The following is a 26,311-nucleotide window of genomic DNA, read 5'->3' as shown; positions in this document are numbered from 1 at the left end:
TGGGCACCGTGCGGATGTACCCGGAGCCGACGGGCGAGGTGCGCATGAGTCTGTCTCTGCGCTTCGCCGCTGGATCGCACAAAGGCATGATCCGCGAGGGCAACGAGGACTCGGGCTACGCGGGACCGCGCCTGCTCGCGATCGCCGACGGCATGGGCGGCCAGGCCGCCGGTGAGGTGGCCTCCTCCGAGGTGATCTCCACCATCGTCGCCCTCGACGACGACGTACCCGGCTCCGACATCCTCACCTCGCTCGGCACCGCCGTGCAGCGCGCCAACGACCAGCTGCGCATGATGGTCGAGGAGGACCCCCAGCTGGAGGGCATGGGGACCACCCTGACCGCCCTGCTGTGGACCGGGCAGCGGCTGGGCCTCGTCCACGTCGGCGACTCCCGCGCGTACCTCCTGCGGGACGGCGTCCTCACCCAGATCACGCAGGACCACACCTGGGTGCAGCGTCTCGTCGACGAGGGACGCATCACGGAGGAGGAAGCCACCACCCACCCGCAGCGCTCCCTCCTCATGCGCGCGCTGGGCAGCGGCGACCATGTCGAGCCCGACCTCTCCATCCGTGAGGTCCGCGCCGGCGACCGCTACCTGATCTGCTCCGACGGCCTCAGCGGCGTCGTCTCCCACCAGACGATGGAGGAGACCCTCGCCAGCTACCAGGGCCCGCAGGAGACCGTGCAGGAGCTGATCCAGCTCGCGCTGCGCGGCGGCGGCCCGGACAACATCACGGTCATCGTGGCCGACGTCCTCGACATCGACGCCGGCGACACCCTCGCCGCCCAGCTCTCCGACACCCCGGTCGTGGTGGGCGCCGTCGCCGAGAACCAGCACCAGCTGCACGACAACGGCGCCATGCAGACCCCGGCCGGCCGTGCGTCGGGCCTCGGCCGCCAGGTGCCCGGACAGGGCGGCGAGTTCGGCCCGCCCGGCTCCGGCGACGCGGGCGGCTACGCACAGTCGGACAGCTTCGGCCAGTACGCGGACGAGGACTTCGTCAAGCCCCGCAAGAAGGGCGGGTGGCTGAAGAGATCGTTCTACTCGCTGCTCGCCGTCGCCGTGATCGGCGGCGGCACGTACGCCGGCTACCGGTGGACGCAGACGCAGTACTACGTCGGCGCCAACGAGGACCACGTCGCGCTCTACCAGGGCATCAGCCAGGACCTGGCGTGGGTCTCGCTCTCGAAGGTCGAGAAGGACCACCCCGAGATCGAACTCAAGTACCTGCCGCCGTACCAGCAGAACCTGGTCAAGGCCACCATCGCCGAGGGCGGGCTGAAGAACGCCCAGGAGAAAATCGACGAGCTCTCCACCCAGGCGTCCGCGTGCAAGAAGGACGCTGAGCGCCGCGAGGCCGAGAGCCGTAATAACTCAAAGACAGGCGAGGGGGAGGCCGGAGGGGTCACGGGAACCACTCAGTCCTCGCTCACGTCCAAGGCATCACCGTCGCCGACTTCGTCGCCATCGACGTCGGCGCCGTCGTCCACACCGACACCCACACCCACCGGCCCCAGCCTGTCCGAGGAAGAGCAGAAGCTGGTCTCGCTGTGCGGGAAGCAGTAGGCAAGCCGTGAGGGGCCTCGTCATACGATGAGCAGTACTACCAACTCGCCGACGCACCACACGTCCACGATCGGCGCCATCGGCGCACCGAGCAGACGTAACACCGAGCTCGCGCTGCTCGTGTTCGCCGTGGTGATCCCAGTGTTCGCCTACGCCAACGTGGGCCTCGCCATCAACGACGAGGTCCCGACCGGTCTGCTCGGCTACGGGCTCGGCCTCGGCCTCCTGGCGGGCGTCGGCCACCTCGCCGTCAGAAAGTTCGCGGCCTACGCGGACCCCCTGCTGCTGCCGGTGGCGACGCTGCTGAACGGGCTCGGGCTGGTGATCATCTGGCGACTGGACCAGTCCGAGCGGCTCCAGCAGCTCGCCAAGAGGGCCTTCGGCGTCTTCACCGAATCGGCCCCGAAACAGCTGTTGTTCTCGGCCGTCGGTCTCGCGCTGTTCGTCGCGGTGCTGTTCTTCCTCAAGGACCACCGCATCCTGCAGCGCTACACCTACGTGTCGATGGCAGCCTCGCTGGTGCTGCTCCTGCTGCCGCTCGTACCGGGCCTCGGCGACAACTCGTTCGGCGCCAAGATCTGGATCAGGATCCCCGGTGTGGGCACGATCCAGCCGGGTGAGTTCGCGAAGATCGTCATCGCGATCTTCTTCTCCGGCTACCTCATGGTGAAGCGGGACGCGCTGGCGCTCGCGAGTCGCCGCTTCATGGGCCTTTACCTGCCCCGTGGCCGCGACCTCGGCCCGATCATCACGATCTGGGCCGTCAGCCTGCTCATTCTGGTCTTCGAGAACGACCTCGGTACGTCGCTGCTGTTCTTCGGCATGTTCGTGATCATGCTGTACGTCGCCACCGAGCGCACCAGCTGGATCGTGATCGGTCTGCTGATGTCCGCCGTCGGCGCCGTCACCGTGGCCTCGTTCGCCAGCCACGTGCAGGCCCGTGTCAACGCCTGGCTCGACCCGTTCGGCTGCTACGCCACCTCCGGTGCCTGCGAGCAGGTCGGCCAGTCGATCATGGCCTTCGGGTCCGGCGGCGTCATCGGCACCGGACTCGGCCAGGGCAACTCCGACCTCATCGGCTTCGCCGCCAACTCCGACTTCATCTTCTCCACCGTCGGCGAGGAGCTGGGTCTCGCCGGCGTCATGGCCTTCCTGCTGCTGTACGGCCTGATCATCGAGCGCGGCGTGCGCACCGCGCTGGCCGCCCGCGACCCCTTCGGCAAGCTGTTCGCGGTCGGCCTGTCCGGCGCCTTCGCCCTGCAGATCTTCGTGGTGGCCGGCGGTGTCATGGGCCTCATCCCGCTGACCGGTATGACGATGCCGTTTCTCGCGGCAGGCGGCTCCTCCGTCATCGCCAACTGGGCCCTGATCGGCATCCTCATCCGCATCAGCGACACCGCCCGCCGCCCGGCCCCCGCCCCCGCCAGCAACCCCGACGCCGAGATGACCCAGGTGGTCCGACCGTGAACAAGCCCCTGCGCCGAATCGCGATCTTCTGCGGACTCCTCGTCCTCGCCCTACTCATCCGCGACAACTGGCTCCAGTACGTCGACGCGGGCAACCTGCAAACGCGCGAGCAGAACCGCCGCGTCTCCATCGAGCGCTACGCCACCCCCCGCGGCAACATCATCGTCGACGGCAAGGCGATCACCGGATCCGTCGCCACCGAGGGCACGGACTTCAAGTACAAGCGGACCTGGAAGAACGGCGAGATGTGGGCGCCCGTCACCGGGTACGCCTCCCAGGCCGTCGGCGCCACCCAGCTGGAGAACCTCGAGGACGGCATCCTCACCGGCAACGACGACCGGCTCTTCTTCCGCAACACCCTCGACATGGTCACGGGCAAGAAGAAGGAGGGCGGCAGCGTCGTCACCACCCTCAACGCCGCCGCCCAGAAAGCGGCCTTCGAGGGACTCGGCAACAAGAAGGGCGCCGTCGCCGCGATCGACCCGTCCACCGGCGGCATCCTCGCGCTGGCCTCCACGCCGTCGTACGACCCCGGCACCTTCGCCGGCATCAGCAGCAAGGACGGCGAGACCTTCACGAAGCTGGACAAGAACAAGGACAAGCCGATGCTCAACCGGGCGCTGCGCGAGACGTACCCGCCCGGTTCGACCTTCAAGGTGGTCACCGCCGCCGCGGCGCTGGAGAACGGCAAGGTCAACGGCATCGACGAGCGCACCGACACCCCTGACCCGTACCGGCTGCCCCAGTCCACGTACGACCTCACCAACGAGCACGGCGCCTGCGAGAACGCCACGCTGCGCGACGCGCTGGAGGTCTCCTGCAACACCGTCTTCGCCAACCTCAGCGACCAGGTCGGCAACGAGAAGATGATCGAGCAGGCCGACAAGTTCGGCTTCAACGAGGCCGAGCTCGACATTCCCGTCCGCGCCGCCGAGAGCGTCTACCCGAAGGACAACCGGCCGCAGAACGCCCTGAGCGGCATCGGCCAGGCCTCCACCCGCGCCACCCCGCTGCAGATGGCCATGGTCAGCTCGGCGATCGCCAACGGCGGCAAGCTGATGAAGCCGTACATGGTGGACCAGCTGAAGGCCTCCAACCTCGACACCGTCGAGACCCACGAGCCCGAGGAGCTCTCCCAGGCCGTCTCCGGGGAAACCGCCCAGGCGCTGCAGGGCATGATGGAGACCGTCGTCAAGACCGGTACCGGCAAGAATGCACAGATTCCCGGCGTCACCGTCGGCGGCAAGACCGGTACCGCCCAGCACGGCCTCAAGAACAGCGAGAAGCCGTACGCCTGGTTCATCTCCTACGCCAAGCTCAGCGACGGCAGCTCGCCGGTCGCTGTGGCCGTCGTCGTCGAGGACGGCAGTGCCAACCGTGACGACATCTCCGGTGGCGGTCTCGCCGCCCCCATCGCAAGGGACGTGATGAAGGCAGTCATCGACAGCAAGAAGTGACCCCTGTCACGTCGCCTTCACAACGGTGCACGTTGCGATACCGGTCCTGTATCAGGTGACGCGACCGACCAGGTCACGCAAGGCGAGCCGGGTACCGTATGCCCGGACAGCACACCGCCGGACCACACGTGGGTGCGGTCGGGACCGACGGAGAGGGCTGGTAGGAAGCTATGGAAGAGCCGCGTCGCCTCGGCGGCCGGTACGAGCTGGGCCATGTGCTCGGCCGTGGTGGCATGGCAGAGGTCTACCTCGCGCACGACACCCGGCTCGGCCGCACCGTGGCGGTGAAGACGCTGCGAGCGGACCTCGCGCGCGACCCCACCTTCCAGGCCCGGTTCCGCCGGGAGGCCCAGTCGGCCGCCTCGCTCAACCACCCCGCGATCGTCGCGGTCTACGACACGGGCGAGGACTACATCGACGGGGTCTCGATCCCGTACATCGTCATGGAGTACGTCGACGGCTCCACGCTGCGTGAACTCCTGCACTCCGGCCGCAAACTGCTGCCGGAGCGCTCCATGGAGATGACCATCGGCATCCTCCAGGGCCTGGAGTACGCGCACCGCAACGGCATCGTCCACCGCGACATCAAGCCGGCGAACGTCATGCTGACGCGCACCGGCCAGGTCAAGGTGATGGACTTCGGCATCGCCCGCGCCATGGGCGACTCCGGCATGACGATGACACAGACCTCGGCGGTCATCGGCACCGCCCAGTACCTGTCGCCGGAGCAGGCGAAGGGCGAGCAGGTGGACGCCCGGTCCGACCTGTACTCGACCGGCTGCCTGCTCTACGAACTGCTGACCGTACGTCCCCCGTTCGTCGGGGACTCACCGGTCGCGGTGGCGTACCAGCACGTACGGGAGGAAGCACAGCCCCCGTCGGTCTTCGACCCCGAGATCACGCCCGAAATAGACGCGATCGTACTGAAGGCCCTGGTCAAGGACCCGGACTACCGTTACCAGTCCGCCGACGAGATGCGCGCCGACATCGAGGCCTGCCTCGACGGCCAGCCCGTCGCGGCCACCGCGGCCATGGGTTCCGTCGGCTACGGCGCCTACCCGGACGACCAGCCGACGACCGCCCTGCGCTCCGCGGACGCCGGCGCCACCACCATGCTGCCGCCGATGAACCCGGACGACGGTGGCTTCGGCTACGACGACCGGGCCGGCCGACGCCGCCAGAACCAGAAGAAGAACAACACCTCGACGATCCTGCTGGTCGTCGCGGGCGTCCTGGTCCTCGTCGGCGCGATCCTCATCGGCAGGTGGGCCTTCAGCGGCAACGGCAACACCAACGACACCGTCCCCACGCCCAACTTCATCGGCGCCACCCAGCCCGAGGCCGAGCGGATGGCGAACAACGTCGACCTGAAGGTGGCCGTCACCAAGAAGCCCTGCGAGAACGAGAAGAAGGGCAACGTCTGCGAGCAGGACCCGAAGCCCAAGACCGACGTCAAGAAGGGCGACACCATCAATCTGGTGGTGTCGACAGGGGCGCCGAAGGTGGCGGTGCCGAACGTCATCGGTGACAAGGTCGACGAGGCCACGCAGGAACTGGTGGGCGACAAGTACCAGTTCAAGGTCGAGACGGAGACCAAGGAGTCCAGCGAGCCCGCGGGCAGCGTCCTGAAGACGGACCCCATCGCGGGCGAGGAGATCGAGAAGGGCTCCACGATCACCCTCACCATCGCCAAGGAAGAGTCGAAGTCCACGGTCCCGGACGTCACCGGCCAGTCCTGTGACGCGGCCAAGCAGCAGATGGCGGCCAACGACCTCGTCGGTGAGTGCACCGAGGTGGACACCGAGGACGACAACCTGGTCGGCAAGGTCATCACGACCACCCCGACGGCCAACACGCCTGTCGACAAGAACTCCAACGTGAACATCCAGATCGGCAAGAAGGCCGAGCAGCAGGTGTCGACGGTTCCGGACCTGCGGGGTAAGCGCGTGAAGGACGCCAGGAAGGAGCTGGAGCGCGCGGGTCTGACGGTGGGCAACATCGGGGGCTCCCAGAACGAAGACGCGATCGTCCTCGTCCAGGATCAGCAGGCGGGCAGCCAGGTGCCAGCCGGCACCGTGGTGAACCTCCAGGCCTTCGACCAGGGCGGCAACAACGGAGGCAACGGCGGAGGCGGCGTCTTCGGAGGCATCAACGGGGCGAGCTTCCGCCAGGAGGACTGACCCACCTCGACGCTTGGAGGGCCCTCGACACCGCGCGGGATGCGGTGTCGAGGGCCCTCCGGCGTTCACCGACCAAGGCGGCCGATCCGACTTTCCTGCTCCTCCGCGGCAGCGACGTGGCCCGCCAGGTGCGCACATACCTTCTCGACATGGAGCACCTGGTACGCACCCTCCCTGTGGACACCCCTGTCCGGGGCGAGGACGCCCACGGAGACGAACGGGTGGACCGATCTCTCGCCGGAGTCATGGCCTCCATGGACGCCATGAACGGCCGCGAGTTCGAGGAGCACGTCGCCGAACTGCTGCGTCGCGACGGCTGCAGCAGCGTCGTGGTCCAAGGCGCCCGTGGGGACCGAGGGGTCGACATCACCGGGGTCACGGCCGACGGGAGACGCGTTGTCATTCAGTGCAAAAGGTTCGCGCCCCACATCTCCATCACCAGCCCTGAAGTCCAGAAGTTCGTCGGGGCGGCCAGAGTGCTGCATGACTCGGACGTGGCCATCTTCGTGGCGACGTGCCCTTTCACACGCGACGCCCTGAACATCGCGATCGAGGGTGGCATCACCGCCGTACACCGTGGATTGCTTGAGGAGTGGAGCGCTGGGGCCGTACTGAGCATCCTGAAGTAACCACGACGGAACGCAGAAGGGCCCGAAGCCGCAAAGGATGGTTGCGGCTTCGGGCCTCCGCCATGTTAGGCGACTGCCCCTCTCAAAAAGGGTCAGTCACCTCACCGCAACTCCTCCGGCACCGTCCGATCGCCGTCCACCTTCTCCACCCGCTCCAACTCCCCCCACACGATGTACCGGTACGTCGAGGTGAACACAGGCGTGCACGTCGTCAGCGTGATGTAGCGGCCCGGCTTCTTCTTCCCCGACTCCTTCGGGACCGGAGCGAGAACCTTGACGTTGTACTTCGAGGTCTCCGGGAGGATCGCGTAGACCTTGTAGACGTACCAGTCGTCCTTGGTCTCGAAGACGATCGGGTCGCCCTTCTTGACCTTGTCGATGTTGTGGAACTTGGCGCCGTGGCCGTCACGGTGGGCGGCGAGGGAGAAGTTGCCGTCCTTGTCGCTGGTCGGGAGGGTCGCCTTGACGGGGTCGGTGTAGTAGCCGGCCACGCCGTCGTTCAGCAGCTCCGACGATGTGCCCTTGCGGACCAGGATCTCGCCCTTCGTCATCGACGGGACGTGCAGGAAGCCGATGCCATTCCTGGTGTCCAACGCCCCGGGACCCCTGGGACCGGTGTCCTGCTCATGCGCCCAGGTGTCACGGACCTTGTCGCCCTGCTTGTCCGCCGCACGGTCGGCGACGACGTTCGTCCACCACAGCGAGTAGGCGACGAACAGGCCGAGCACCAGACCTGCCGTGATGAGGAGCTCACCGAAGACGCTGACCGTCATCGCGATCCGGCCCATGCCACGACGGCGCGGCACCACGGCCGATGACGCGGCCGATGACGCGGAGGCGGGCGCGGACGCCGGCGCTTCGGCCGTCCGCTCGTCCTGCTCGTCCTGCTCGTCGTCCCGCTTGCCGTGCTGCTCCCCGTGCCCGGTGGTCGCTGCCACGTTCATCTGCCCTGTCTGCTCCAGGTACCGCGTGCTCCTACCCACTGGACGAGCACGTCCCGCTCTCATTGGACGAGCGCGTCCGGTTTGCCCTTGCTGCGCGGCCGTTCCTCGACCATCTTGCCCCACACGATCATCCGGTACTTACTGGTGAACTCCGGCGTACACGTGGTGAGGGTGATATAGCGGCCTGCCGCCGTGAAACCGGACCCCTTGGGGATCGGGTCGAGGACACCGATGTTCGAGGGGGAGGTCACCGGCAGGATCGAGGCCATGTCGTAGACGTAGTACTTGTCCCGCGTCTCGACCACGATCGGATCGCCCGGCTTGAGACGGTTGATGTACCGGAACGGCTCACCGTGCGTGTTGCGGTGCCCCGCGACACCGAAGTTGCCCTTCTTGTCCTCGGGCATCGCCGTCTTGATGCTGTTCTCGTCGTAGTGCCCGACCATGCCGCGGTCCAGGACCTTCGACTTGCTGATGCCCTCCGCGATCGGCACGACCACATCCAGCTTGGGGATGTGCAGCATGGCAAAGCCCTGCCCGGGCTCGAACGCCCCCGGTGCGCGCTTCCCACTGGCCCACTCCTGCTGGAGGCTGTTCGCCTCCTTGCCCGCCTGCGCGTTCGCCAAGATGTTCGAATACCACAGCTGGTACGTCACGAACAGCAGCATCAGCACACCGGTGGTGATGAACACCTCACCGATCGCCCGGCTCGCGACAACGCCCGCGGTGGGCTTGTTCGCCCGCGCCGCCCGCCGTGCCTCCACCCGCGACCGGGGCGCCGCTAAAGGCGTCCCGTCGGCCTTCTCGCCGTCTTGGGCGCCCTGGGCTCCATGCCGGCCCCTTCGGGCGCCCGAGCCGCCCTGAGCCGCTCCAGCGCCCTTGTGGGCGCCGTGCGCGCCTCCCGCGCCCCCGAGGCGCCCCTGCCGCTTCGCGGCCTTCCTACGGGCCGCACGGCCGCCGGGAGCGGAGGCGGGGGACGCACCGGCGGTGCCTGCCGCACCGGACGCTGAGCCCGCCTCGGACGCCGAGGCCGCCCCGGATATCGCCTCGTCGGCCGCACGAGCCAGGCGCCGCGCCTCGTCCACGCGCAGCGCCACGGTCTCCTCGTCGACCGGCAGCGGCCGGTACCGGGCCGTCTCCTCGTCGACCACCGGATGCTCGTGCCCCGCGGCGGCGTACGCGTCGTCGTACGGGGCCGGCTCGTAGGAAGTCCCCATGCCGCCCGGCTCATACGACGCCTGCGGCTCCCGCTGTGCCTGCGGTCGCGGTCGCGGCTGCGGCTGCGGCTGCGGCTGCGGCTGCGTGTGACGCTGCCCGGACCAGTCCTCGCTGTACTGGGCCGCCTCGGCATCCTGGGCGCCGTACCACTCACGCTGTGGCTCGGCGGCCGAGCGCGAACCGGAAGCGCCCGGCAGGGGATCGGTCAGCGGGTCCGAGAGGCCCTCGACCGCCGCCTGGAAGGCCTCCGCCTCGAACGCGTCGGCTCCCCCGTACGCGGCCTCGCCGCCGTAGGGGGAACTGTCGCGCTCGGGGCGCAGCGCCGTCACGCCGTGGCCCTGCCCACGACCGGCGCGAGCCCGGACGACCGCGCCACGGCCTCCCGGTCTCCGCATACCGCCAGCCAGTTGGCGAGCATCCGGTGCCCGTGCTCCGTCAGCACCGACTCGGGGTGGAACTGCACGCCCTCGACCGGGAGTTCACGGTGTCTGAGCCCCATGATGATGCCGTCGTGCGTGCGTGCGGTGACCTCCAGCTCGGCCGGCACCGTCGCCGGCTCCGCGGCCAGCGAGTGGTAGCGCGTGGCGGTGAAGGGGGACGGCAGACCGGCGAAGACACCCCTGCCCTCGTGCTCCACCAACGACGTCTTGCCGTGCAGCAGCTCGGGCGCGCGGTCCACGACACCGCCGTACGCGACCTGCATCGACTGCATCCCGAGGCAGACCCCGAACACGGGCACCCCGGTCGCCGCGCAGTGCCGGACCATGTCGACACAGACACCCGCCTGCTCGGGCGTGCCCGGCCCGGGCGACAGCAGCACACCGTCGAAACCGTCCTGCGCGTGCGAGGTCGCCACCTCGTCGTTGCGCAGCACCTCGCACTCGGCACCCAACTGGTACAGGTACTGGACCAGGTTGAAGACGAAGCTGTCGTAGTTGTCGACGACGAGAATCCGGGCGCTCACTGGTCGTTCACCGTCACATCGTTGAAGGGCAACAGGGGCTCGGCCCAGGGAAAGACGTACTGGAACAAGACATAGACCACGACCAGGACCAATACGACTGAAATCAACGCCCTGACCCATGCGTTCCCCGGCAGATGCCGCCAGATCCAGCCGTACATGCCGTCCCTTCCGTCACACCACGGCACCAGACTCACGCCGTTTACACCACCAGACTAACGGCGCAACGCCTCCGGTTTCCCAGCCTCCACAGGCTGTGTGGAATCAAGATGCGCCCACACGATCAGCCGATGACTGTGCCCCCACTCCGGTTCACAGGTGGTCAGCGTCAGATAGCGACCCGGGCGGGTGTACCCGGACTTACGTGGCACAGGATCGATCACCTCAACGTCCGTGGGCAGGGTTTTGTACGGCCCTTTGTCGATCCGATACGTGAACCAGGTCGTCCCGTCGGTCAGGACGACCGCGTCGCCCACGCGCAGCCTGGGAAAGTCCTTGAAGGGATCACCGTACGTACGGCGGTGGCCGGCCACGGAGAAGTTCCCCTTCTGCCCGAGCCGCGCCGTGTTCGCGTAGTGGCCGAGGCCCTCCTTGAGGGTGTTCACCTCGGTGCCCTCCAGCACGGGCTTGTTCCACGTGAAACCAAGGCGCGGGATGTACATCACGGCGAAGGGTTCGCCGTCCTTGTACGGGGCGGGCGCGGCCGGAGCCGCGGAGCTTCCGGGCCTCGTCGAGCGCTCAGGCGTGGTCGGGGGCTTCACGTCCCCCTTCGCCCACTGCTCCTGAAGCTCGTCGATCTGACGGTCCATCGCGCTGTCGGCCTTCACACCCGTCCAGAACAGCACATAGGCCACGAACAGCACGATCAGAGTGCCGACGGTGATGCACAGCTCGCTGACGGTCCTGACGATCACGCGCACCGGCACAGAGTCCCCCAGCGGCAGCTACTCCACGGGCTTCGCGTACTGCAGATCCACTGTGCCCGAGTAAGGGGGAAGAGTCACCGCCCCGTCCTCGGTGACTTTCCAGCCGAGCCCGTAGACGTTGACGTACACCATGTAGTTCTGGATCGCGGGGGAGACACTGAGGGCCTTCTGGAGTTTCTGGGGGTCTCCGACCGCCTGGATGGTGTACGGGGGCGAGTAGACGCGTCCCTGGAGGATCAGGGTGTTGCCGACGCAGCGCACGGCGCTGGTGGAGATCAGCCGCTGGTCCATGACCTTGACGCCCTCGGCGCCGCCCTCCCACAGCGCGTTCACCACGGCCTGGAGGTCCTGCTGGTGGATGACCAGGTAGTCGGGCTGCGGCTCGGGGTAACCGGGCAGCTTGGCGGTGGCGTTCGGCGGGGCGTCGTTGAGGGTGACCGTGATGGCCTCACCCTTGAGCTTCTGGGTGCCCGCGTTCTTCTCCAGCGCCTTCAGCCGGGCGTCTTCCGCATCCGTTCTGCCGTCGTCACGCTCGGCGAGGGCCTCGACGTCGTCGCGCAGGGCCCCGTTCGACTCGTCGAGCTGGCCGTTCTTCAGGCTGCGTTCATGGATGAGGTCGGACAGCTTCAGGAGGGAGCTGTCGGTACGGATGTTGGTGCCCTTGGCCGTGTCGAAGCTCGTGAAGAAGATCAGCCCGGCCAGGGCGAACACGGCGGCGGTCAGCACCCGCACCGGCGGGAAACGGCGCGAACCGGACGGATCAACCGAGGCGGAACCCGTCGCAGGGGAGTCGCCCTGACCCGATCGGGGTGTGTCGGCGGAATTGCTCAACGTACCCTTATCTCCTTCGGCGCCGCGGAAGCACTACGCTAACGGACGCCCGGGGGAGCATTCAGTGTCCCCTTGTACGCTGCCCCGGAGCCCGCCCCAGTTCCCTGCGCGGCCACGCAGCGCATCGACAGGAGAGACCCTCGTGCCGAAGTCACGTATCCGCAAGAAGGCCGACTACACCCCGCCGCCGACCAAGCAGGCAACGAACATCAAGCTGAACAGCCGCGGCTGGGTCGCCCCCGTCATGCTGGCCATGTTCCTGATCGGCCTCGCCTGGATCGTCGTCTTCTATGTCACCGACGGCTCACTGCCCATCGACTCACTGGGCAACTGGAACATCGTGGTCGGCTTCGGCTTCATCGCGGCGGGATTCGGCGTCTCCACCCAGTGGAAGTAGGGCTCCGGCGCAGGTGACGTAGAGGTCGCCGCTCGCTGAACCCAGCTCTGCCCAGGGATGTCCACTGAGTTATCCACAGACGTTATCCACATGGGGAAAAGCACATGGGGGAAAGAAAAGACGATCTGTGGATAACCCATCGGACGTTGACGTCGATACGACAGACACACCGCCACTCGTAAGCATGTTCGCCCCCTGCCTCACCTGCGGAAACACGGGTGAGCGACAGGGGGCACAGCTGTTCCCGCACGGTATGCACAAGATCCGCCACCGTCTGTGGACAACATCGCCGAAGGCAGGCCGGACAGCCCCTCAGGTGAGCTGAGCGGTCCTGACCAGCGTCGCGACCACCACGGCGGCCAGCACCAGGCCGCAGACGCCGTACTGGATCAGGGTGCGGCGCTCGCGGGGCGCGTGGACCATCGCGTAGCCGATCACGACACCGGCGACGAGGCCGCCGACGTGGGCCTGCCAGGAGATGTTGAACGCCGGGTTGAAGGTGAAGATCAGGTTGATCACCAGCAGGATGATGATCGGCCGCATGTCGTACCGGAGCCGGCGCATCAGGACCGCCGTCGCGCCGAACAGTCCGAAGATGGCGCCCGAGGCACCGAGCGAGGGCTGGTTGGCGTCGGCGATCAGGTACGTGAGTGCGCTGCCCGCGAGGCCGGAGACCAGGTAGAGGGTGAGGTAGCGGGCGCGACCGAGGGCTGCCTCCAGGGGGCCGCCGATCCACCACAGGCTGAGCATGTTGAACAGGATGTGGACGTAACCGCTGTGCAGGAACATCGACGTCAGCAGCCGGTACCACTGTCCGTCGGCGACTCCCTCGACCGAGCCGAGTCCTGGGACGTAGGCCAGGCCGATGAGGTCGAAGCGGTCGGTGAAGCGAGCCCCGAGGGAGAGCTGGACCAGGAAGATCAGGAGATTGAGGCCGAGGAGGACTTTGGTGAGGAGCCGGGGGTCGGCGGTGATGGTGCCGCCCGCCAGGGGGCGCGGCCGGGAGGCGCTCGGGGCGTGGCCCGTGCCGGAGCCACTGCGGACGCATTCGGGGCACTGGAAGCCCACGGAGGCGCTGACCATGCACTCCGGGCAGATGGGGCGTTCGCAGCGGGTGCAGCGCACGCCGGTGTCACGGTCCGGGTGCCGGTAGCAGCCGGGCAGGCTGTGGGCGTCCTGTGGGCCCGGGTCCTGTGGGCCCTGCGGGCTGCCCGGTGCCTGGTCCACCATGGGGTCCCCTCAATCTCCGTACGTCGGCACGCGGCGGGCGCACATGGGTCCGTACGCAACGTCGCGCCCCGCTCATCCTTACGGTTGAGCGGGGCGATTGGTTCCCTTCGGGCCGTGCGGGCCCTTTCGGGGTGCTGCGAGCGGTTTGGGCTCGGCTCTGCCGGGCGTCCGGGGATCAGCCCTGCCGGGTCTCGACGACGACCGACTCGATGACGACGTCATTGACCGGGCGGTCGGTGCGGGGGTTGGTCTGGGTGGTCGCGATGGCGTCGATGACCTTCTGGCTGGCCGTGTCGACGACCTCGCCGAAGATGGTGTGCTTGCGGTTCAGCCAGGCCGTCGGGGAGACGGTGATGAAGAACTGCGAGCCGTTGGTGCCCGGTCCGGCGTTGGCCATGGCCAGCAGGTAGGGCTTGTCGAAGGCGAGGTCCGGGTGGAACTCGTCCTCGAACTGGTAGCCGGGACCGCCGGTGCCGTTGCCCAGCGGGTCACCGCCCTGGATCATGAATCCGCTGATCACCCGGTGGAAGACCGTGCCGTCGTAGAGCTTGTCCGTGGACTTCTTGCCGGTTTCCGGGTTGGTCCACTCACGCTCGCCCTGGGCGAGCTCGACGAAGTTCCGGACCGTCTTGGGCGCGTGGTTCGGCAGCAGCCGCACCTCGATGTCGCCTTGGTTGGTCTTCAGGGTGGCGTAAAGCTGCTCGGCCACGATCTGCCTTCCGTTGTCCTCTGTGACTCCCCTGATCCTCGCACGGACGGGGCCGAGCGTCGCCCGGCCACCACATCCGAGCGAACATCCGGGGATGACGCTTGCGGTTCCGGGAGGTGGTACGTCCGGATTCCCTGGTTGTACTCGCGGAAAACCGGTCCAGTCACCCTGGGCGGGAGCGCGTCGCGATGATCCGTGGCATTGTCGTCTATAAGCGGCTGTTGCCCTTATTCATCCACTCCCTGCATGTGATCGCCTCTCGCCCTGTGATCCGGGTACCCCGCATTCGGACCGAACCCGCACGGAACCCCCATGGACGTCTCACAGAACCCGTTATCGGTTTCGGCACCACCCCTGTACCGGCCCTGGTGCCCGCTCCGCGCGGTCACTTCCGAAGTCCGCCCCCGCGCCCGGATGTGACCCGGATGCCCGTCCACACATGCCCGGGAGCGTTTGGGAAGGCATGATCCGTAAAAGGGTGGAAAGTCGAATTACCGTACGCCACCGAGGAGGAGGATCCCGTGACCCGCAAAGACAGCGTGCGCGCAGCGGCCGAGTCGGCGAAGGACAGCGTGCGGCACGCCGCGGTCGTGGTGGCGCCCTACGCCGACACGGCCAAGGACAGGGCTGTGTACTACTCGCACGAGGCGCGTGTACGGCTCGCGCCCAGGGTGTCGCAGGCCGCGGAACAGGCCCGCCACCAGTACGGCGCCCATGTGGCCCCACGACTGGTACAGGCCCGTTCGCATGTGCCGCCGAAGGTCGACCACGCGGCCCACGAGGCCGCGGTCCGCACCCGCAAGGCGGCCCAGCAGGCGGCCGGATACACCGTGCCCCGCGTGGAGCGGGCCGTGGCCGCGGCCGGGCCCGTCCGGGAGGAGGCCACGTCCCGCAGCGTCGCGGCGCTGGCCGCGCTCCGCGGACAGGTCTCGCCACGGCAGATCCAGAAGCTGGTGCGCCGGCAGCAACGGCGGGCCAGGGCCGGCCGGATCGCCAAGGCTCTGGCCGCGCTGGGCGCCCTCGTGGGCGGCGCCCTCGTCGCGTGGAAGTGGTGGGACAGGCAGGCCAACCCTGACTGGCTGGTCGAGCCTCCCGCCGCCACCGAGGTCCCCGACAGCGGTCACCTCGCCTCCGTAGACGGCAGCGGACAGTCCGCCCTTGACCCCGAGGTGCAGGCCAAGGAGGCCGAGGAGAAGTCAACGGACAGGGACGACCGCCGCTGAGCCGGCCCGCCGGGGCGAGCCCGTCCACCGAGGTGAGTCCGTCCGCCGGGGCGGGTCCGGTCGGGTCTCTCAACAGCGCCATGGGGCAGGAGCCTTGAGGAGTTCCTGCCCCATGGCGCTGTTTCACGTGGAACACCCCTAGCGGAGCGCAGCGGAATGCATTGTTCCGATTGCGGAGAGTGGCGCCATCGAATTTCCGCCGATGACGTGACCCAGAACACAGTTTTCGCGAATGCGCACGTCAGGACGGCCAATCCGGCCTCACCGCGACACACGCCACGTCTCCCCTCGGCTCCCCTCCGCCGGCGCAGCTCACGTTCACGACGGGCCGCCCGCACGATCGCCCATGCCCTGGCATCCGCCCGATGCCGGGCCGACGCAAGAAAAACCGGCCTGGTCGTCCGATGACGACCAGGCCGGTCATGTGGTGTGGAGCCTAGGGGAGTCGAACCCCTGACATCTGCCATGCAAAGACAGCGCTCTACCAACTGAGCTAAGGCCCCGGAAGGGCAGCACCCACCCGGAGGATTCCGCCACCGGGAGGCGCCGCAGACCAGAGTACCGGGTCACCCCCGGGATCTCGCAAAAAGATTGGGGGTCCCCGTGAACGACCACTCTCCGTAAGATGCACGTCGTGGTTCGCTGGAGCGAACCGCGGTATTTGGGGAAGCGATGGGGAGACGCAATGGACGCCGCACAACAGGAAGCGACCGCAAGAGCCCGGGAGCTGCAGCGGAACTGGTACGGAGAGCCGTTGGGGGCGCTCTTCCGTAGGCTCATCGACGACCTGGGGCTCAACCAGGCTCGTCTGGCGGGGGTTCTGGGGCTGTCCGCGCCGATGCTGTCGCAGCTGATGAGCGGTCAGCGCGCCAAGATCGGCAACCCTGCGGTGGTCCAGCGCGTTCAACTGCTGCAGGACCTTGCGGGGCAGGTCGCTGACGGCAGCGTGAGCGCCGCCGAGGCGACCGAGCGCATGGACGAGATCAAGAAGTCGCAGGGGGGCTCTGTGCTCAGTAACACCACGCAGTCGACGACGAGTTCGGGGGCGCCCACGGTCAAGCGGGTGGTCCGCGAGATCCAGTCGCTGCTGCGCTCGGTGGCGGCCGCGGGAGACATCATCGAGGCCGCGGACACCCTCGCCCCGACCCACCCGGAACTGGCAGAGTTCCTCCGGGTGTACGGCGCCGGCCGCACCTCCGACGCGGTCACCCACTACCAGACCCACCAGAACTGAGCCCAAGTCCCGGTCGCCGCCGGGGGGTTCGGCGACCGGGCGTACGACCGGCGGGAAAGTCGAGGGCGGAAGCAGTGGACAACGTTCGGCCGGAGCACGGAACCGGCACTGGAGCAAGCAGTAGTGAGCGGAAGCAGGTAGAGGTAGAGGTAGCAAGGAACTGACAGCGGGTTCCCGTGCGGCCCGGAATCCGGGAGGCCGAATAGCCGCGTCACGGCAGGGAAGCCGAATATGCGCGAACACCCGAGCGGGCCGAAGGGAGCCAAAGCGCTCGCCTGGGAACCAGCCGAGGGGGGAGCCGAAGGGGGAGCGACGCACAACCATGGGTGAGGTCTTCGCCGGCCGGTACGAACTGGTCGACCCGATCGGGCGCGGAGGGGTCGGCGCCGTGTGGCGCGCCTGGGACCACCGCCGGCGCCGCTATGTGGCGGCCAAGGTTCTGCAGCAGCGCGACGCACACTCCCTGCTGCGCTTCGTACGGGAACAGGCCCTGCGGATCGATCACCCCCATGTGCTCGCGCCCACCAGCTGGGCCGCCGACGACGACCAGGTGCTGTTCACCATGGAACTGGTCACCGGAGGATCGCTGGTCAACCTCGTCAACGACTACGGCCCACTGCCGCCCGCCTTCGTCTGCGCCCTCCTCGACCAGCTCCTCTCCGGGCTCGCCGCGGTGCACGCGGAGGACGTTGTGCACCGTGACATCAAGCCCGCCAACGTTCTGCTGGAGGCCACCGGCACGGCCCGGCCGCACCTCCGTCTCTCCGACTTCGGCATCGCCATGCGCCTGGGCGAACCCCGGCTGACCGAGACCGACTACGTGGTGGGGACGCCCGGTTACTTCGCGCCCGAGCAGATGCTGGGCGCTGAGCCCGACTTCCCCGCCGACCTGTTCGCCGTGGGCCTGGTGGCCCTCTACCTCCTTGAGGGCGCCAAACCGGACGCCAAGGCACTCATCGAGTACTTCGCCGACAGGGGCACGCCCGGGCCTCCGAAAGGTGTTCCGGAGCCCCTCTGGCAGGTCGTGGCCACACTTCTGCAGCCCGACCCGAACGCCCGCTTCCGCACGGCCACGGGTGCCCGCAAGGCTCTCGCCTCCGCCGCCGAACTCCTTCCCGAGCCCGGCCCCGACGACGAGCTGGTAGAGGTCTTCGACCAACTCGGCCCACTTCCCACGGGGTTCGGACCGAACGGCCCCCTGAGGAGGGCCTCGGGGCTGGACACGGGCGTCGGCGCGGGTACGAGCACGGGCGCGGGCGCGAACACGAACGGTGGCACCGGTACGCCTTCCTGGCCGGCGGCCGGGTCCAGCAGCAACCCGTTCTCTCCAACTCCCGAGCCGGGCACAGGCGCTGAGGCGCCCCCTCCGCGGTCGGGCCCCGGTGGCATACCTCCGGCCGGCACGGATGTCACGCCGATGCCGCCGCCCGAGCCACCGCCGCTGACGTCGGGCAATGGCATGGGAGCCGCGCCGCCGCCTCCCTCCCCGGGCTCCATACCCCGGCGTCCGTCCACACCACCGCCCATGCCCCGGAGCGCACCGTCTCCGATCGGCTCAGGTGGTGGGCAGTGGGAGTACGCGGCGGACACCGGAGCCCATGACCACCCGGCCGGACCCGAGTATGCGGAGAGTGCCCCGGGTGCCGTACAGCCAGAGTCCGTCCCCATCGCCGTGCCGCCGCGCCCCGAGCGCGACCCCGAGCCCGTGCAGCCGTCCACGATGTCGGACACCGGCAGCTTTCATCTCCCGCCGCCGCAGGGCCAGGTGACCGATGCTTCCGCCCAGGCGCCGACGCGTGACGAGGAGCACCAGGGGGCACCGCACCACCCACATCAGCAGCCCGAGCAGCCGCCCACTCCTCCCACGCCGACCGCGCTGCCGGCCCAAGACCCTCAGGACCCCTTCTACGCACCACACCATTCCGAACCCCCGCATGTGCTTTCCCCTCAGCCGCACCCGCCCTTGAGTCACCTGGCCCCCGAGAACCCCTCTCAGGCGCCGACGACCGCGGTGCAGCAGCACGCTTACGTCTCTACTGGTTCATACACCGCTCAACCCCCGCAGGTTCCACGTCGGTCGAGAAGAATCTCGCGACGTCGCCCGGGCCCGCCCGCCAAGGTGGCCGTGCCGGTCCTCCTGCTCGCGCTGGCCTGCTTCGCGGTGGGTTTCTGGGCCCTGGCCCAGCTCTGACCAGCGCGGCCCCACCTCCGGCTCGCCCTGGACCTGGACCTGGCTATGCCCGTCCTCGCCCAGCCGGTGCCTCAGCCCGTCGGTGCCTCAGCCCGGCACCCGGCACGCTCGCCTGCAAGCTCAATCTGAGCTCGACCCGTGAGCTCGACCCGTGAGCTCAACCTGAGCTCGACCCGTGAGCTCGGCCTGAACTCGACCTGCGAACTCGCCTCTTCCGCCTACCTCCGTGGCGCCCCGTGTCCCGGCCCCCTCACCGCCACCCCGTGCTCGGCGGTCACCACTCCCGTCCGCCGCCGCGCCACGACCGTCCAGACCCCGAGTCCCAGGACGAGCAGGCTCCCGGTGCCGATTCCAGTCATGGCGACCAGCTTCATCGCGGTGTCGTCGTCTCCGATGCCCTGAGCGCCGTCCGAGGCCCCCGTGGTCCCGGACTCCTCCCCGCCCCCGGAGCCTCCGGTACCCCCGGCGGTCGTCGCACCACCCACCGACCCGCTCTCGGCAGCCTCCTGGTCCTCGGCTGTGATCTCGAACACCCCCACCGGATCGGAGGTCCCCAGATACCCCGGCCCTTCGGCCGCCGAACCGGTCACTCGAACCCGCAGCGTCAGCCCGAGCGGCCCGTCGCCGAACCGGTCGGCGACCGGCGCCCCGAGGTGCACGGCTAGGTAGTACCAGCCCGCGAACCGCATGCCGCTCATCCGATCGTCGCGGGCGAAGCGGTTGTCGTAGCGGACGGGAGGCAGCGGGTCCAGGTCCGCGGACCTCTGACGGCCGTCGTAGCCGACCGTCGCGTCGTCCACTAATCCACGTACTGGGTTGTAGAGGGACATGACCAGCGCGTTGCCCACGTAGCCGTCGTCGCCGCTGCTCGAACTGCCCAGCTCGGCCGTGGCGTACAACTGCTGTCCCCAGTCGACGGGCACCCTGTAATAGAGCGTCTGCCCGGCCCGGATGCCGTCCGTGTCCTCCCAGACCCCCTGAGCCACTGCGCTCGCCGTCGTGAAGCTCGTACCGCCCCTGCGGCGCTTGGCGTCGCCGGTGACGGCCGCGGGCGACGCGGAGTTCCACACCTCGGGTGCGCTCGTGGAACCGGCCTGTTTCGGGAGAGGCTCCATCACATAACCGAGCTCCAGTCCCCAGGTTCCGTCCGAAGATCCCTGCGATCCCTGCGATCCCTGTGTGCCCTGTGCTCCCTGTGCTCCCTGGGAGGAGCTGACCGTCCCGACGCGCTCGACGAGCACGTAGTACGTTCCGGCCTCCTGGCACATGTACGGATCGCGGCCGATCTGACGCGACGCCCAGGCGGTGACGGGGTGCGGGCTGCCCGTGGGGCCGAAGCGCGCGGTCTCGGAGGAGCACCGGTGGCCGTTGGCGTCCTGCACGGTCACCTTGACGCCCTCCGCAGAGCCGACCGCCTTTCCCAAGCGGGGGACGGCCGTGGCGGAGACATACGCGTTGGCCCCGTCGCCGAGTTCGAGGCGGTAGTAAAGCTTGCCGCCCTCAAGGATGGAGCTGCGGTACGTCTTCCCGGGAGCGAGCATTACGGCGCCGGTGGTGCTCGGCATGCCGTCGACCCTGGTGGCGTCCTCGGCGAAGGCGTACGGGTCGGGCGTACCGGCCGCCCTGGCCTGTGCGGGGAGCGCCGCCGTCGCACACAGGGCCGTTCCCACAACTGCCAACGCTCGCCACCAGACCGTGCGCCGCCCCATCACGCGCCACCCCCTCGTCGTAGCCCCGGACGCCGCCCATCCTGCCCCGCCGGAGGACATGCCACCCGCACTCTGCGGACGCGGACCCGAAACGCCCCTCTACGAAGACCCCTATTTTGCCTCTGCAACCAAATCAGTCACAGTAGCGAACAAGCCAGGCGGCCAGGACAGACGGCCAGGACGGGCAGTCAGGCCAGGCGGTCAGGACGGCCGAGAACACAAAACCCCGACCGCGAGGCGGCCGGGGTCTGCTCTGAGACTGATGTCGATAGCTGTAGACACTCACGAACCCGTGGGCACGGAGTCAGTCGCCTCCGTCCACAGATCCTGCTCGGCGCGATCCGCCTGGATCTGGCGGTACACGAGGAGCCCGCCGATGGCGGCCAGTGCGACCAGGAGAAGCTTCTTCACCGCGCTACCTCGTCTTTCCTTGACGTAGGGGACCTCTGGCGCCCGACTATACACACCGATCGATATCGATCGGTGACCTGCATCGGCCCTCAACTCCGGCCCGGCACACAGCAGTAGATCCGGACGTCGCCGTTCCGATGAAAGGCCGATCACGCCGCACGAAGCGCGACATTCACCGGCAAACCACACTCATTACCAACTTTGCCACTTCTCTGCATCCATCCGGGTGGTGTTCATCCGAAGAGCTACGCACCACGAGCGTCGATCCACCACTTTTCGACCCACATACACATCATGAGGAAAGTACGCAAATCGCCCAACCTGAAAGTGAGGGGTCATGGCCCGCAACAAGGTCAGGACACTGTGGACCGCCGTCGTCACCGCCTTCCTCGCGCTGTGCAAGGCGCTTGGGCTCATCACGACCAAGGCCTCGGCGGCCGTACCGCAGACCGAGCGGGCCTGCAAGAGCACGCCGGCCGTGAAGGCGCCGGCATTGTCCACCCGGGCCCTGTCCCGCGGCCGCTTCCTGCCCCCCACGATGAGGCAGCGCATCCAAGCCGAGGCCCACGGCGCCGCCCCGGCCTGCCGCCAACGCGCATCCACACGGCTCCTCGCGGCCATCCCCACAGCCGCCGTCATGTCCGCCCTCCCGACGGGGGCTCTTCCCTAGTCCCACCTGGCCCACGGGCGAACGGGCGAACTTGCGTACACCGCCCACACACGAAGACCCCCACCAGATCTGGTGGGGGTCTTCGTCATGAAGGACCGCCGGCGCTGGAAGATGGCATCAAGTGGCGTTGGGGAGTGGTCACTGGGGTCCGCCCCGGTCCTCCGGCATCTGCTGCGGTTGCTGTCAGCTACTGGTGTCCGTTCCTCGGCGTCGGAACAAGTGCCGGGTGCCGCGTATGAAAACGATGAACACTGCCCGGACGGCCATGAACACGGTGGTGAGGGCGAACGCACGGGCAATCACGAAAGAGATCGTGGCCCAGGGATCGGGTACGTCAAGAAGGACCGAGAGTTCTCCGAGCACTCCGACCAGCCCGAACATGAACGGCAGCCATTCCCAGTGAGTCCGTGGGCCCCACCTCACGGCTGTCTGCCGCCTGTGCCGCCGCCGACTGGTTATGCGGCTGAGGATGACGCTCAGGATGATCATCGAAACGGGCACCCATAGGTCCGACCAGCGCACGGTGAGCTGCACGGCTCCTCCCCCCTTACTGCCCCCTGCCTGTGCGAGGGGCTGATGTCAGCCGTAAACGTCAAAGACCCCCAACCATGACTGGTTGGGGGTCTTGTCACTGGTGGGGCTAACAGGATTTGAACCTGTGGCCTCATCCTTATCAGGGATGCGCTCTAACCAACTGAGCTATAGCCCCGCCGCGCTCTGCGGTGTGTCCCGCGCGCTGACTCCTGAAGATTAGCGCACGACCAGGGCAGTCCCAAAATCGATACCTGGGGAGGGCCGACCAGGGAGGAAGGCGCCCGATGGAGTCATCGGGCAACACCCCCGGCGGCAGCGTCCCGTGCGGTTACTCGTCACTCGTCCTCGGCCAGGGTCAGCTCCACGCCGCCCACGAAGCCCGCGGAGAGGTTGTAGATGAACGCGCCGAGCGTCGCGAGTGCCGTCGCGAGGACGACATCGATAACGGCGATCACCGACGTGAAGATCAGAACGTTCGGCAGGGACAGGAACGCCTGCAGATCAAAGCCGTTCGACTCGTTCGAGCCCGTCGCCTCGGAGATGGTGCCGCCCACCGTCGAGAAGACGCCCATCGCGTCCATGACCATCCACAGCACCGCCGACGCGACGATCGTGCAGACGCCGAGCGCGATGGAGAGCAGGAAGCTGACCTTCATCACGGACCACGGGTCGGCCTTGGCCACCCGCAGCCGCGCCTTACGGGTGCGGGGCATGGTGCGCGCACCCGTGCGCGGCCTGCGTACGGCACCGTTGGGAGCCTCCGCCGGGTAGGCCTGCGGCGGGTGGTAGGGGGTCGCCGCCTGCTGCGGCTGCCGCTCCCCCGGGAGCGGGGAGGCCGACGGTACGGCGGCGGACGGGCCGGGGTTCGACGGCATGCCGGCCGGCTGCGGCACGGGCTGGACCTGCGGTTGCGGCTGTGGCTGGGCGCCAGGAACCGCCGGGCCCGCACCAGCAGCCTCGTACTGCTGGTTCTGCGCGCCTCGGGTGTCCGTCACAGTTCCCCCCTGGGATCCATGAGCGTCGGGCGAGCGCGAGTCTGTCGCGCTCGGCTTGATCGCCTTCAGCTGGGTCGTGTGCGAATCCATCGCACGCTCGGCGGAGCCACGGCCGCCGTCCGTTTCGGTACTGGGAGTACCGGTACCGGTCGATCCGGGGCCCGTGGCTCCGCTCACGATGACTCACTCCTCGCGCTACTCAGCCGAGGACAGCTCGCCCTCGCCCGTGTCAGTGGTCGCGGCACCCTCGGCCTCCGGCTCGCCCACGGCACCTTCGCCGTCGACCTCTTCGGCCTCGCGTCCCGCCTCGGCGTTACGTGCGATACCGACGACGGCATCACGCTTGCCCAGGTTGATCAGTTGGACGCCCATGGTGTCACGGCCGGTTTCCCTGACCTCGTTGACTCGCGTACGAATCACACCGCCGCCAAGCGTGATGGCGAGGATCTCGTCGGTCTCCTCGACCACCAGCGCACCGACGAGAGACCCGCGGTCCTCCACGATCTTGGCGGCCTTGATACCGAGGCCGCCGCGCCCCTGGACGCGGTACTCGTCGACGGGGGTCCGCTTCGCGTACCCGCCGTCGGTGGCAGTGAACACGAACGTACCGGGTCGGACAACATTCATCGAGAGCAGCTCGTCGCCCTCACGGAAACTCATGCCCTTGACGCCCGAGGTGGCACGGCCCATGGGCCGCAGCGCTTCGTCGGTGGCCGTGAACCGGATCGACTGCGCCTTCTTGCTGATCAGAAGGATGTCGTCCTCGGCCGAAACGAGCTCGGCTCCGATCAGTTCGTCATCGGAACCGTCCTCCTTTTCACGGAGGTTGATCGCGATCACACCGCCCGAGCGCGGCGAATCGTAATCCTTCAGAGGCGTCTTCTTGACCAGACCGCCCTTCGTGGCGAGCACCAGATACGGCGTCGCCTCGTAGTCGCGGATGGCGAGGATCTCGGCGATCGCCTCGTCCGGCTGGAAGGCGAGGAGGTTCGCGACGTGCTGGCCGCGCGCGTCCCGGCCGGCGTCCGGCAGCTCGTACGCCTTGGCCCGGTACACGCGGCCCTTGTTGGTGAAGAACAGCAGCCAGTGGTGTGTCGTGGACACGAAGAAGTGGTCGACGATGTCGTCTTCCTTGAGCTTCGTGCCGCGGACGCCCTTGCCGCCGCGCTTCTGGGCGCGGTAGTCGTCGGTCTTGGTGCGCTTGACGTAGCCGCCGCGCGAGACCGTGACGACGATGTCCTCCTCGGCGATCAGGTCCTCGATGGACATGTCACCGTCGTAGGGGACGAGCATGGTCTTGCGGTCGTCGCCGTACTTCTCGACGATCGCGGCCAGCTCCTCGCTGACGATGCCGCGCTGGCGGACCGGAGAGGCCAGGATCGCGTTGTACTCGCGGATCTTCGCCTGGAGTTCGTCGTGCTCCTGGACGATCTTCTGGCGCTCCAGGGCGGCCAGACGGCGCAGCTGCATCTCAAGGATGGCGTTGGCCTGGATCTCGTCGATCTCCAGGAGGCTCATCAGGCCCCCGCGCGCGATCTCGACGGTGTCACTGCGCCGGATCAGCGCGATGACCTCGTCGATGGCGTCCAGTGCCTTCAGCAGACCGCGCAGGATGTGCGCCCGCTCCTCGGCCTTGCGCAGCCTGAAGCGCGTACGGCGGACGATGACCTCGATCTGGTGCGTCACCCAGTGACGGATGAACGCGTCGAGCGACAGGGTGCGCGGCACGCCGTCGACCAGCGCCAGCATGTTGGCGCCGAAGTTCGTCTGGAGGTCGGTGTGCTTGTACAGGTTGTTCAGGACGACCTTGGCGACCGCGTCGCGCTTCAGCACGATGACCAGACGCTGGCCCGTCCGGGACGACGTCTCGTCACGGACGTCCGCGATGCCGCCGATCTTGCCGTCCTTCACGAGGTCGGCGATCTTCTGCGCGAGGTTGTCCGGGTTGACCTGGTACGGCAGCTCCGTGACCACCAGGCACTGGCGGTTCTGGATCTCCTCGACCTCGACGACCGCGCGCATGGTGATCGAGCCGCGGCCGGTCCGGTAGGCCTCCTCGATGCCCTTGCGGCCCACCACCAGGGCGCCGGTCGGGAAGTCGGGGCCCTTGATGCGCTCGATCAGGGCGTCCAGGAGCTCCTCGTGGGAGGCCTCCGGGTTCTCCAGGCACCACTGGGCGCCGGCCGCGACCTCGCGGAGGTTGTGCGGCGGGATGTTGGTCGCCATGCCGACCGCGATACCGGCCGAGCCGTTGATCAGCAGGTTCGGGAACCGGGCCGGCAGGACCGTCGGCTCCTGGGAGCGGCCGTCGTAGTTGTCCGTGAAGTCGACGGTCTCCTCGTCGATGTCACGGACCATCTCCATCGACAGCGGTGCCATCTTGCACTCGGTGTAGCGCATGGCCGCCGCCGGGTCGTTGCCCGGAGAGCCGAAGTTGCCGTTCGAGTCCACCAGCGGCATGCGCATCGACCACGGCTGCGCGAGACGGACCAGCGCGTCGTAGATCGAGGAGTCGCCGTGCGGGTGGTAGTTGCCCATGACGTCGCCGACGACGCGGGCGCACTTGTAGAAGCCCTTCTCGGGCCGGTAGCCGCCGTCGTACATGGCGTACAGGACGCGGCGGTGGACGGGCTTGAGGCCGTCCCGTACGTCCGGCAGCGCGCGCGAGACGATGACGGACATCGCGTAGTCGAGGTACGAGCGCTGCATCTCCGTTTCGAGCCCGACGGGCTCGATACGAAGGATGGTCTCGCCCTCGGAAGACTCAGGCGTGACTGGAGTGTTCTCGTCGGCCATTGCTGGTGAAGATCCTTCCTGGTGCGGTCAG

22 protein-coding genes and 2 tRNA genes are annotated in these 26,311 nt (G+C 68.1%); 10 read left to right on the top strand and 14 right to left on the bottom strand.

The features are described 5' to 3' along the window. Positions 1-44 precede the first annotated feature (44 nt). From E0500_RS09015 to E0500_RS08995, 5 genes are all read left to right on the top strand, one after another. Complete coding sequence (locus E0500_RS09015) at positions 45-1,568, top strand: Stp1/IreP family PP2C-type Ser/Thr phosphatase (RefSeq protein WP_258572686.1); 1,524 nt, start codon at positions 45-47, stop codon at positions 1,566-1,568. A gap of 27 nt (positions 1,569-1,595) precedes the next feature. After that, entirely contained in the window at positions 1,596-3,035 is a 1,440-nt protein-coding gene (locus E0500_RS09010) for an FtsW/RodA/SpoVE family cell cycle protein (RefSeq protein WP_181586919.1), read from the top strand. Further along, complete coding sequence (locus tag E0500_RS09005) at positions 3,032-4,492, top strand: penicillin-binding protein 2 (RefSeq protein WP_131561863.1); 1,461 nt, start codon at positions 3,032-3,034, stop codon at positions 4,490-4,492. Before E0500_RS09010 ends, E0500_RS09005 begins: the two co-directional genes overlap by 4 nt. A 170-nt stretch (positions 4,493-4,662) precedes the next feature. Beyond that, complete coding sequence (pknB, locus tag E0500_RS09000) at positions 4,663-6,672, top strand: Stk1 family PASTA domain-containing Ser/Thr kinase (protein WP_131561861.1); 2,010 nt, start codon at positions 4,663-4,665, stop codon at positions 6,670-6,672. A 149-nt stretch (positions 6,673-6,821) separates the two neighbouring features. Continuing rightward, the gene (locus tag E0500_RS08995) at positions 6,822-7,301 is read left to right on the top strand and encodes a restriction endonuclease (RefSeq protein WP_131561860.1); all 480 of its coding nucleotides are present in this window, start codon (positions 6,822-6,824) and stop codon (positions 7,299-7,301) included. Between the two features lie 101 nt (positions 7,302-7,402). Here E0500_RS08995 and E0500_RS08990 read toward each other — a convergent pair whose 3' ends face one another. Genes E0500_RS08990 through E0500_RS08965 form a run of 6 tightly spaced genes read right to left on the bottom strand, consistent with a single transcriptional unit; the run spans position 7,403 to position 12,181 of the window. After that, complete coding sequence (locus E0500_RS08990) at positions 7,403-8,245, bottom strand: class E sortase (RefSeq protein WP_131561859.1); 843 nt, start codon at positions 8,243-8,245, stop codon at positions 7,403-7,405. Positions 8,246-8,304: 59 nt separating this feature from the next. After that, the gene (locus E0500_RS08985) at positions 8,305-9,792 is read right to left on the bottom strand and encodes a class E sortase (RefSeq protein WP_131561857.1); all 1,488 of its coding nucleotides are present in this window, start codon (positions 9,790-9,792) and stop codon (positions 8,305-8,307) included. Then, a complete protein-coding gene (locus E0500_RS08980; RefSeq protein WP_131561855.1) occupies positions 9,789-10,427 on the bottom strand; it encodes an aminodeoxychorismate/anthranilate synthase component II in 639 nt (212 codons plus the stop codon). The genes E0500_RS08985 and E0500_RS08980 overlap by 4 nt, the downstream gene beginning before the upstream one ends. Next, on the bottom strand, positions 10,424-10,621 hold the full coding sequence (locus E0500_RS08975; protein WP_165934938.1) for a hypothetical protein: 198 nt from the start codon (positions 10,619-10,621) through the stop codon (positions 10,424-10,426). The genes E0500_RS08980 and E0500_RS08975 overlap by 4 nt, the downstream gene beginning before the upstream one ends. Before the next feature lie 18 nt (positions 10,622-10,639). Then, on the bottom strand, positions 10,640-11,344 hold the full coding sequence (locus E0500_RS08970; protein WP_131561853.1) for a class E sortase: 705 nt from the start codon (positions 11,342-11,344) through the stop codon (positions 10,640-10,642). 24 nt (positions 11,345-11,368) lie between these two features. After that, positions 11,369-12,181 (bottom strand): DUF881 domain-containing protein, encoded by an 813-nt coding sequence (locus tag E0500_RS08965; RefSeq protein ID WP_131561851.1) that lies wholly within the window; start codon positions 12,179-12,181, stop codon positions 11,369-11,371. 142 nt (positions 12,182-12,323) lie between these two features. Between E0500_RS08965 and crgA the strand changes: the two genes are divergently transcribed. Next, positions 12,324-12,578 (top strand): cell division protein CrgA, encoded by a 255-nt coding sequence (crgA, locus tag E0500_RS08960; protein ID WP_131561849.1) that lies wholly within the window; start codon positions 12,324-12,326, stop codon positions 12,576-12,578. Positions 12,579-12,890: 312 nt separating this feature from the next. On the opposite strand, the gene E0500_RS08955 is transcribed toward crgA, so the two are convergent. After that, positions 12,891-13,805, bottom strand: a complete 915-nt coding sequence (locus E0500_RS08955) for a rhomboid family intramembrane serine protease (protein WP_399120171.1) — start codon at positions 13,803-13,805, stop codon at positions 12,891-12,893. Positions 13,806-13,983: 178 nt separating this feature from the next. Beyond that, positions 13,984-14,517 (bottom strand): peptidylprolyl isomerase, encoded by a 534-nt coding sequence (locus E0500_RS08950; protein WP_131561846.1) that lies wholly within the window; start codon positions 14,515-14,517, stop codon positions 13,984-13,986. Between the two features lie 521 nt (positions 14,518-15,038). Between E0500_RS08950 and E0500_RS08945 the strand changes: the two genes are divergently transcribed. After that, on the top strand, positions 15,039-15,740 hold the full coding sequence (locus E0500_RS08945; protein ID WP_131561845.1) for a DUF5324 family protein: 702 nt from the start codon (positions 15,039-15,041) through the stop codon (positions 15,738-15,740). 430 nt (positions 15,741-16,170) lie between these two features. Here the strand turns inward: E0500_RS08945 and E0500_RS08940 are convergent. Beyond that, positions 16,171-16,243, bottom strand: a tRNA-Ala gene (locus tag E0500_RS08940). A 182-nt stretch (positions 16,244-16,425) separates the two neighbouring features. Between E0500_RS08940 and E0500_RS08935 the strand changes: the two genes are divergently transcribed. Together E0500_RS08935 and E0500_RS08930 are read left to right on the top strand one after the other, a co-directional pair. Beyond that, positions 16,426-16,974, top strand: a complete 549-nt coding sequence (locus E0500_RS08935) for a DNA-binding protein (RefSeq protein WP_131561844.1) — start codon at positions 16,426-16,428, stop codon at positions 16,972-16,974. 322 nt (positions 16,975-17,296) lie between these two features. Beyond that, the gene (locus E0500_RS08930) at positions 17,297-19,165 is read left to right on the top strand and encodes a serine/threonine-protein kinase (protein ID WP_131561842.1); all 1,869 of its coding nucleotides are present in this window, start codon (positions 17,297-17,299) and stop codon (positions 19,163-19,165) included. Positions 19,166-19,383: 218 nt separating this feature from the next. On the opposite strand, the gene E0500_RS08925 is transcribed toward E0500_RS08930, so the two are convergent. Continuing rightward, a complete protein-coding gene (locus tag E0500_RS08925; RefSeq protein ID WP_131561840.1) occupies positions 19,384-20,874 on the bottom strand; it encodes a hypothetical protein in 1,491 nt (496 codons plus the stop codon). Between the two features lie 282 nt (positions 20,875-21,156). Beyond that, positions 21,157-21,285, bottom strand: a complete 129-nt coding sequence (locus E0500_RS43070) for a DLW-39 family protein (protein WP_003999697.1) — start codon at positions 21,283-21,285, stop codon at positions 21,157-21,159. Positions 21,286-21,622: 337 nt separating this feature from the next. On the opposite strand from E0500_RS43070, the gene E0500_RS08915 reads away from it, so the two are divergent. Then, positions 21,623-21,955, top strand: coding sequence for a DUF6344 domain-containing protein (locus tag E0500_RS08915; RefSeq protein WP_131561837.1), 333 nt, complete (start codon positions 21,623-21,625; stop codon positions 21,953-21,955). Between the two features lie 632 nt (positions 21,956-22,587). Here the strand turns inward: E0500_RS08915 and E0500_RS08910 are convergent. The 3 genes from E0500_RS08910 to gyrA form a co-directional block, all read right to left on the bottom strand. Beyond that, positions 22,588-22,664 (bottom strand) — tRNA-Ile (locus tag E0500_RS08910). Between the two features lie 160 nt (positions 22,665-22,824). Then, the gene (locus E0500_RS08905; protein WP_131561835.1) at positions 22,825-23,661 is read right to left on the bottom strand and encodes a DUF3566 domain-containing protein; all 837 of its coding nucleotides are present in this window, start codon (positions 23,659-23,661) and stop codon (positions 22,825-22,827) included. Positions 23,662-23,679: 18 nt separating this feature from the next. After that, entirely contained in the window at positions 23,680-26,280 is a 2,601-nt protein-coding gene (gene gyrA / locus E0500_RS08900; protein ID WP_131561833.1) for a DNA gyrase subunit A, read from the bottom strand. Positions 26,281-26,311: the final 31 nt, after the last annotated feature.

The organism is Streptomyces sp. KM273126 (assembly GCF_004337435.2).
Taxonomy (GTDB): domain Bacteria; phylum Actinomycetota; class Actinomycetes; order Streptomycetales; family Streptomycetaceae; genus Streptomyces; species Streptomyces acidicola.
Note: the sequence above shows the minus strand (reverse complement) of the source record. Positions and strands in the feature narration are given on the sequence as shown.

What these genes read in the sequence shown, in the direction of transcription:
- E0500_RS09015 (WP_258572686.1), top strand. Translation starts at nt 45, where the DNA reads ATGAGTCTGTCTCTGCGCTTCGCCGCTGGATCGCACAAAGGCATGATC.
- E0500_RS09010 (WP_181586919.1), top strand. Translation starts at nt 1,596, where the DNA reads ATGAGCAGTACTACCAACTCGCCGACGCACCACACGTCCACGATCGGC.
- pknB (WP_131561861.1), top strand. Translation starts at nt 4,663, where the DNA reads ATGGAAGAGCCGCGTCGCCTCGGCGGCCGGTACGAGCTGGGCCATGTG.
- E0500_RS08995 (WP_131561860.1), top strand. Translation starts at nt 6,822, where the DNA reads ATGGAGCACCTGGTACGCACCCTCCCTGTGGACACCCCTGTCCGGGGC.
- E0500_RS08990 (WP_131561859.1), bottom strand. Translation starts at nt 8,245, where the DNA reads ATGAACGTGGCAGCGACCACCGGGCACGGGGAGCAGCACGGCAAGCGG.
- E0500_RS08935 (WP_131561844.1), top strand. Translation starts at nt 16,426, where the DNA reads ATGGACGCCGCACAACAGGAAGCGACCGCAAGAGCCCGGGAGCTGCAG.
- E0500_RS08930 (WP_131561842.1), top strand. Translation starts at nt 17,297, where the DNA reads ATGGGTGAGGTCTTCGCCGGCCGGTACGAACTGGTCGACCCGATCGGG.
- E0500_RS08925 (WP_131561840.1), bottom strand. Translation starts at nt 20,874, where the DNA reads ATGGGGCGGCGCACGGTCTGGTGGCGAGCGTTGGCAGTTGTGGGAACG.
- E0500_RS08915 (WP_131561837.1), top strand. Translation starts at nt 21,623, where the DNA reads ATGGCCCGCAACAAGGTCAGGACACTGTGGACCGCCGTCGTCACCGCC.
- gyrA (WP_131561833.1), bottom strand. Translation starts at nt 26,280, where the DNA reads ATGGCCGACGAGAACACTCCAGTCACGCCTGAGTCTTCCGAGGGCGAG.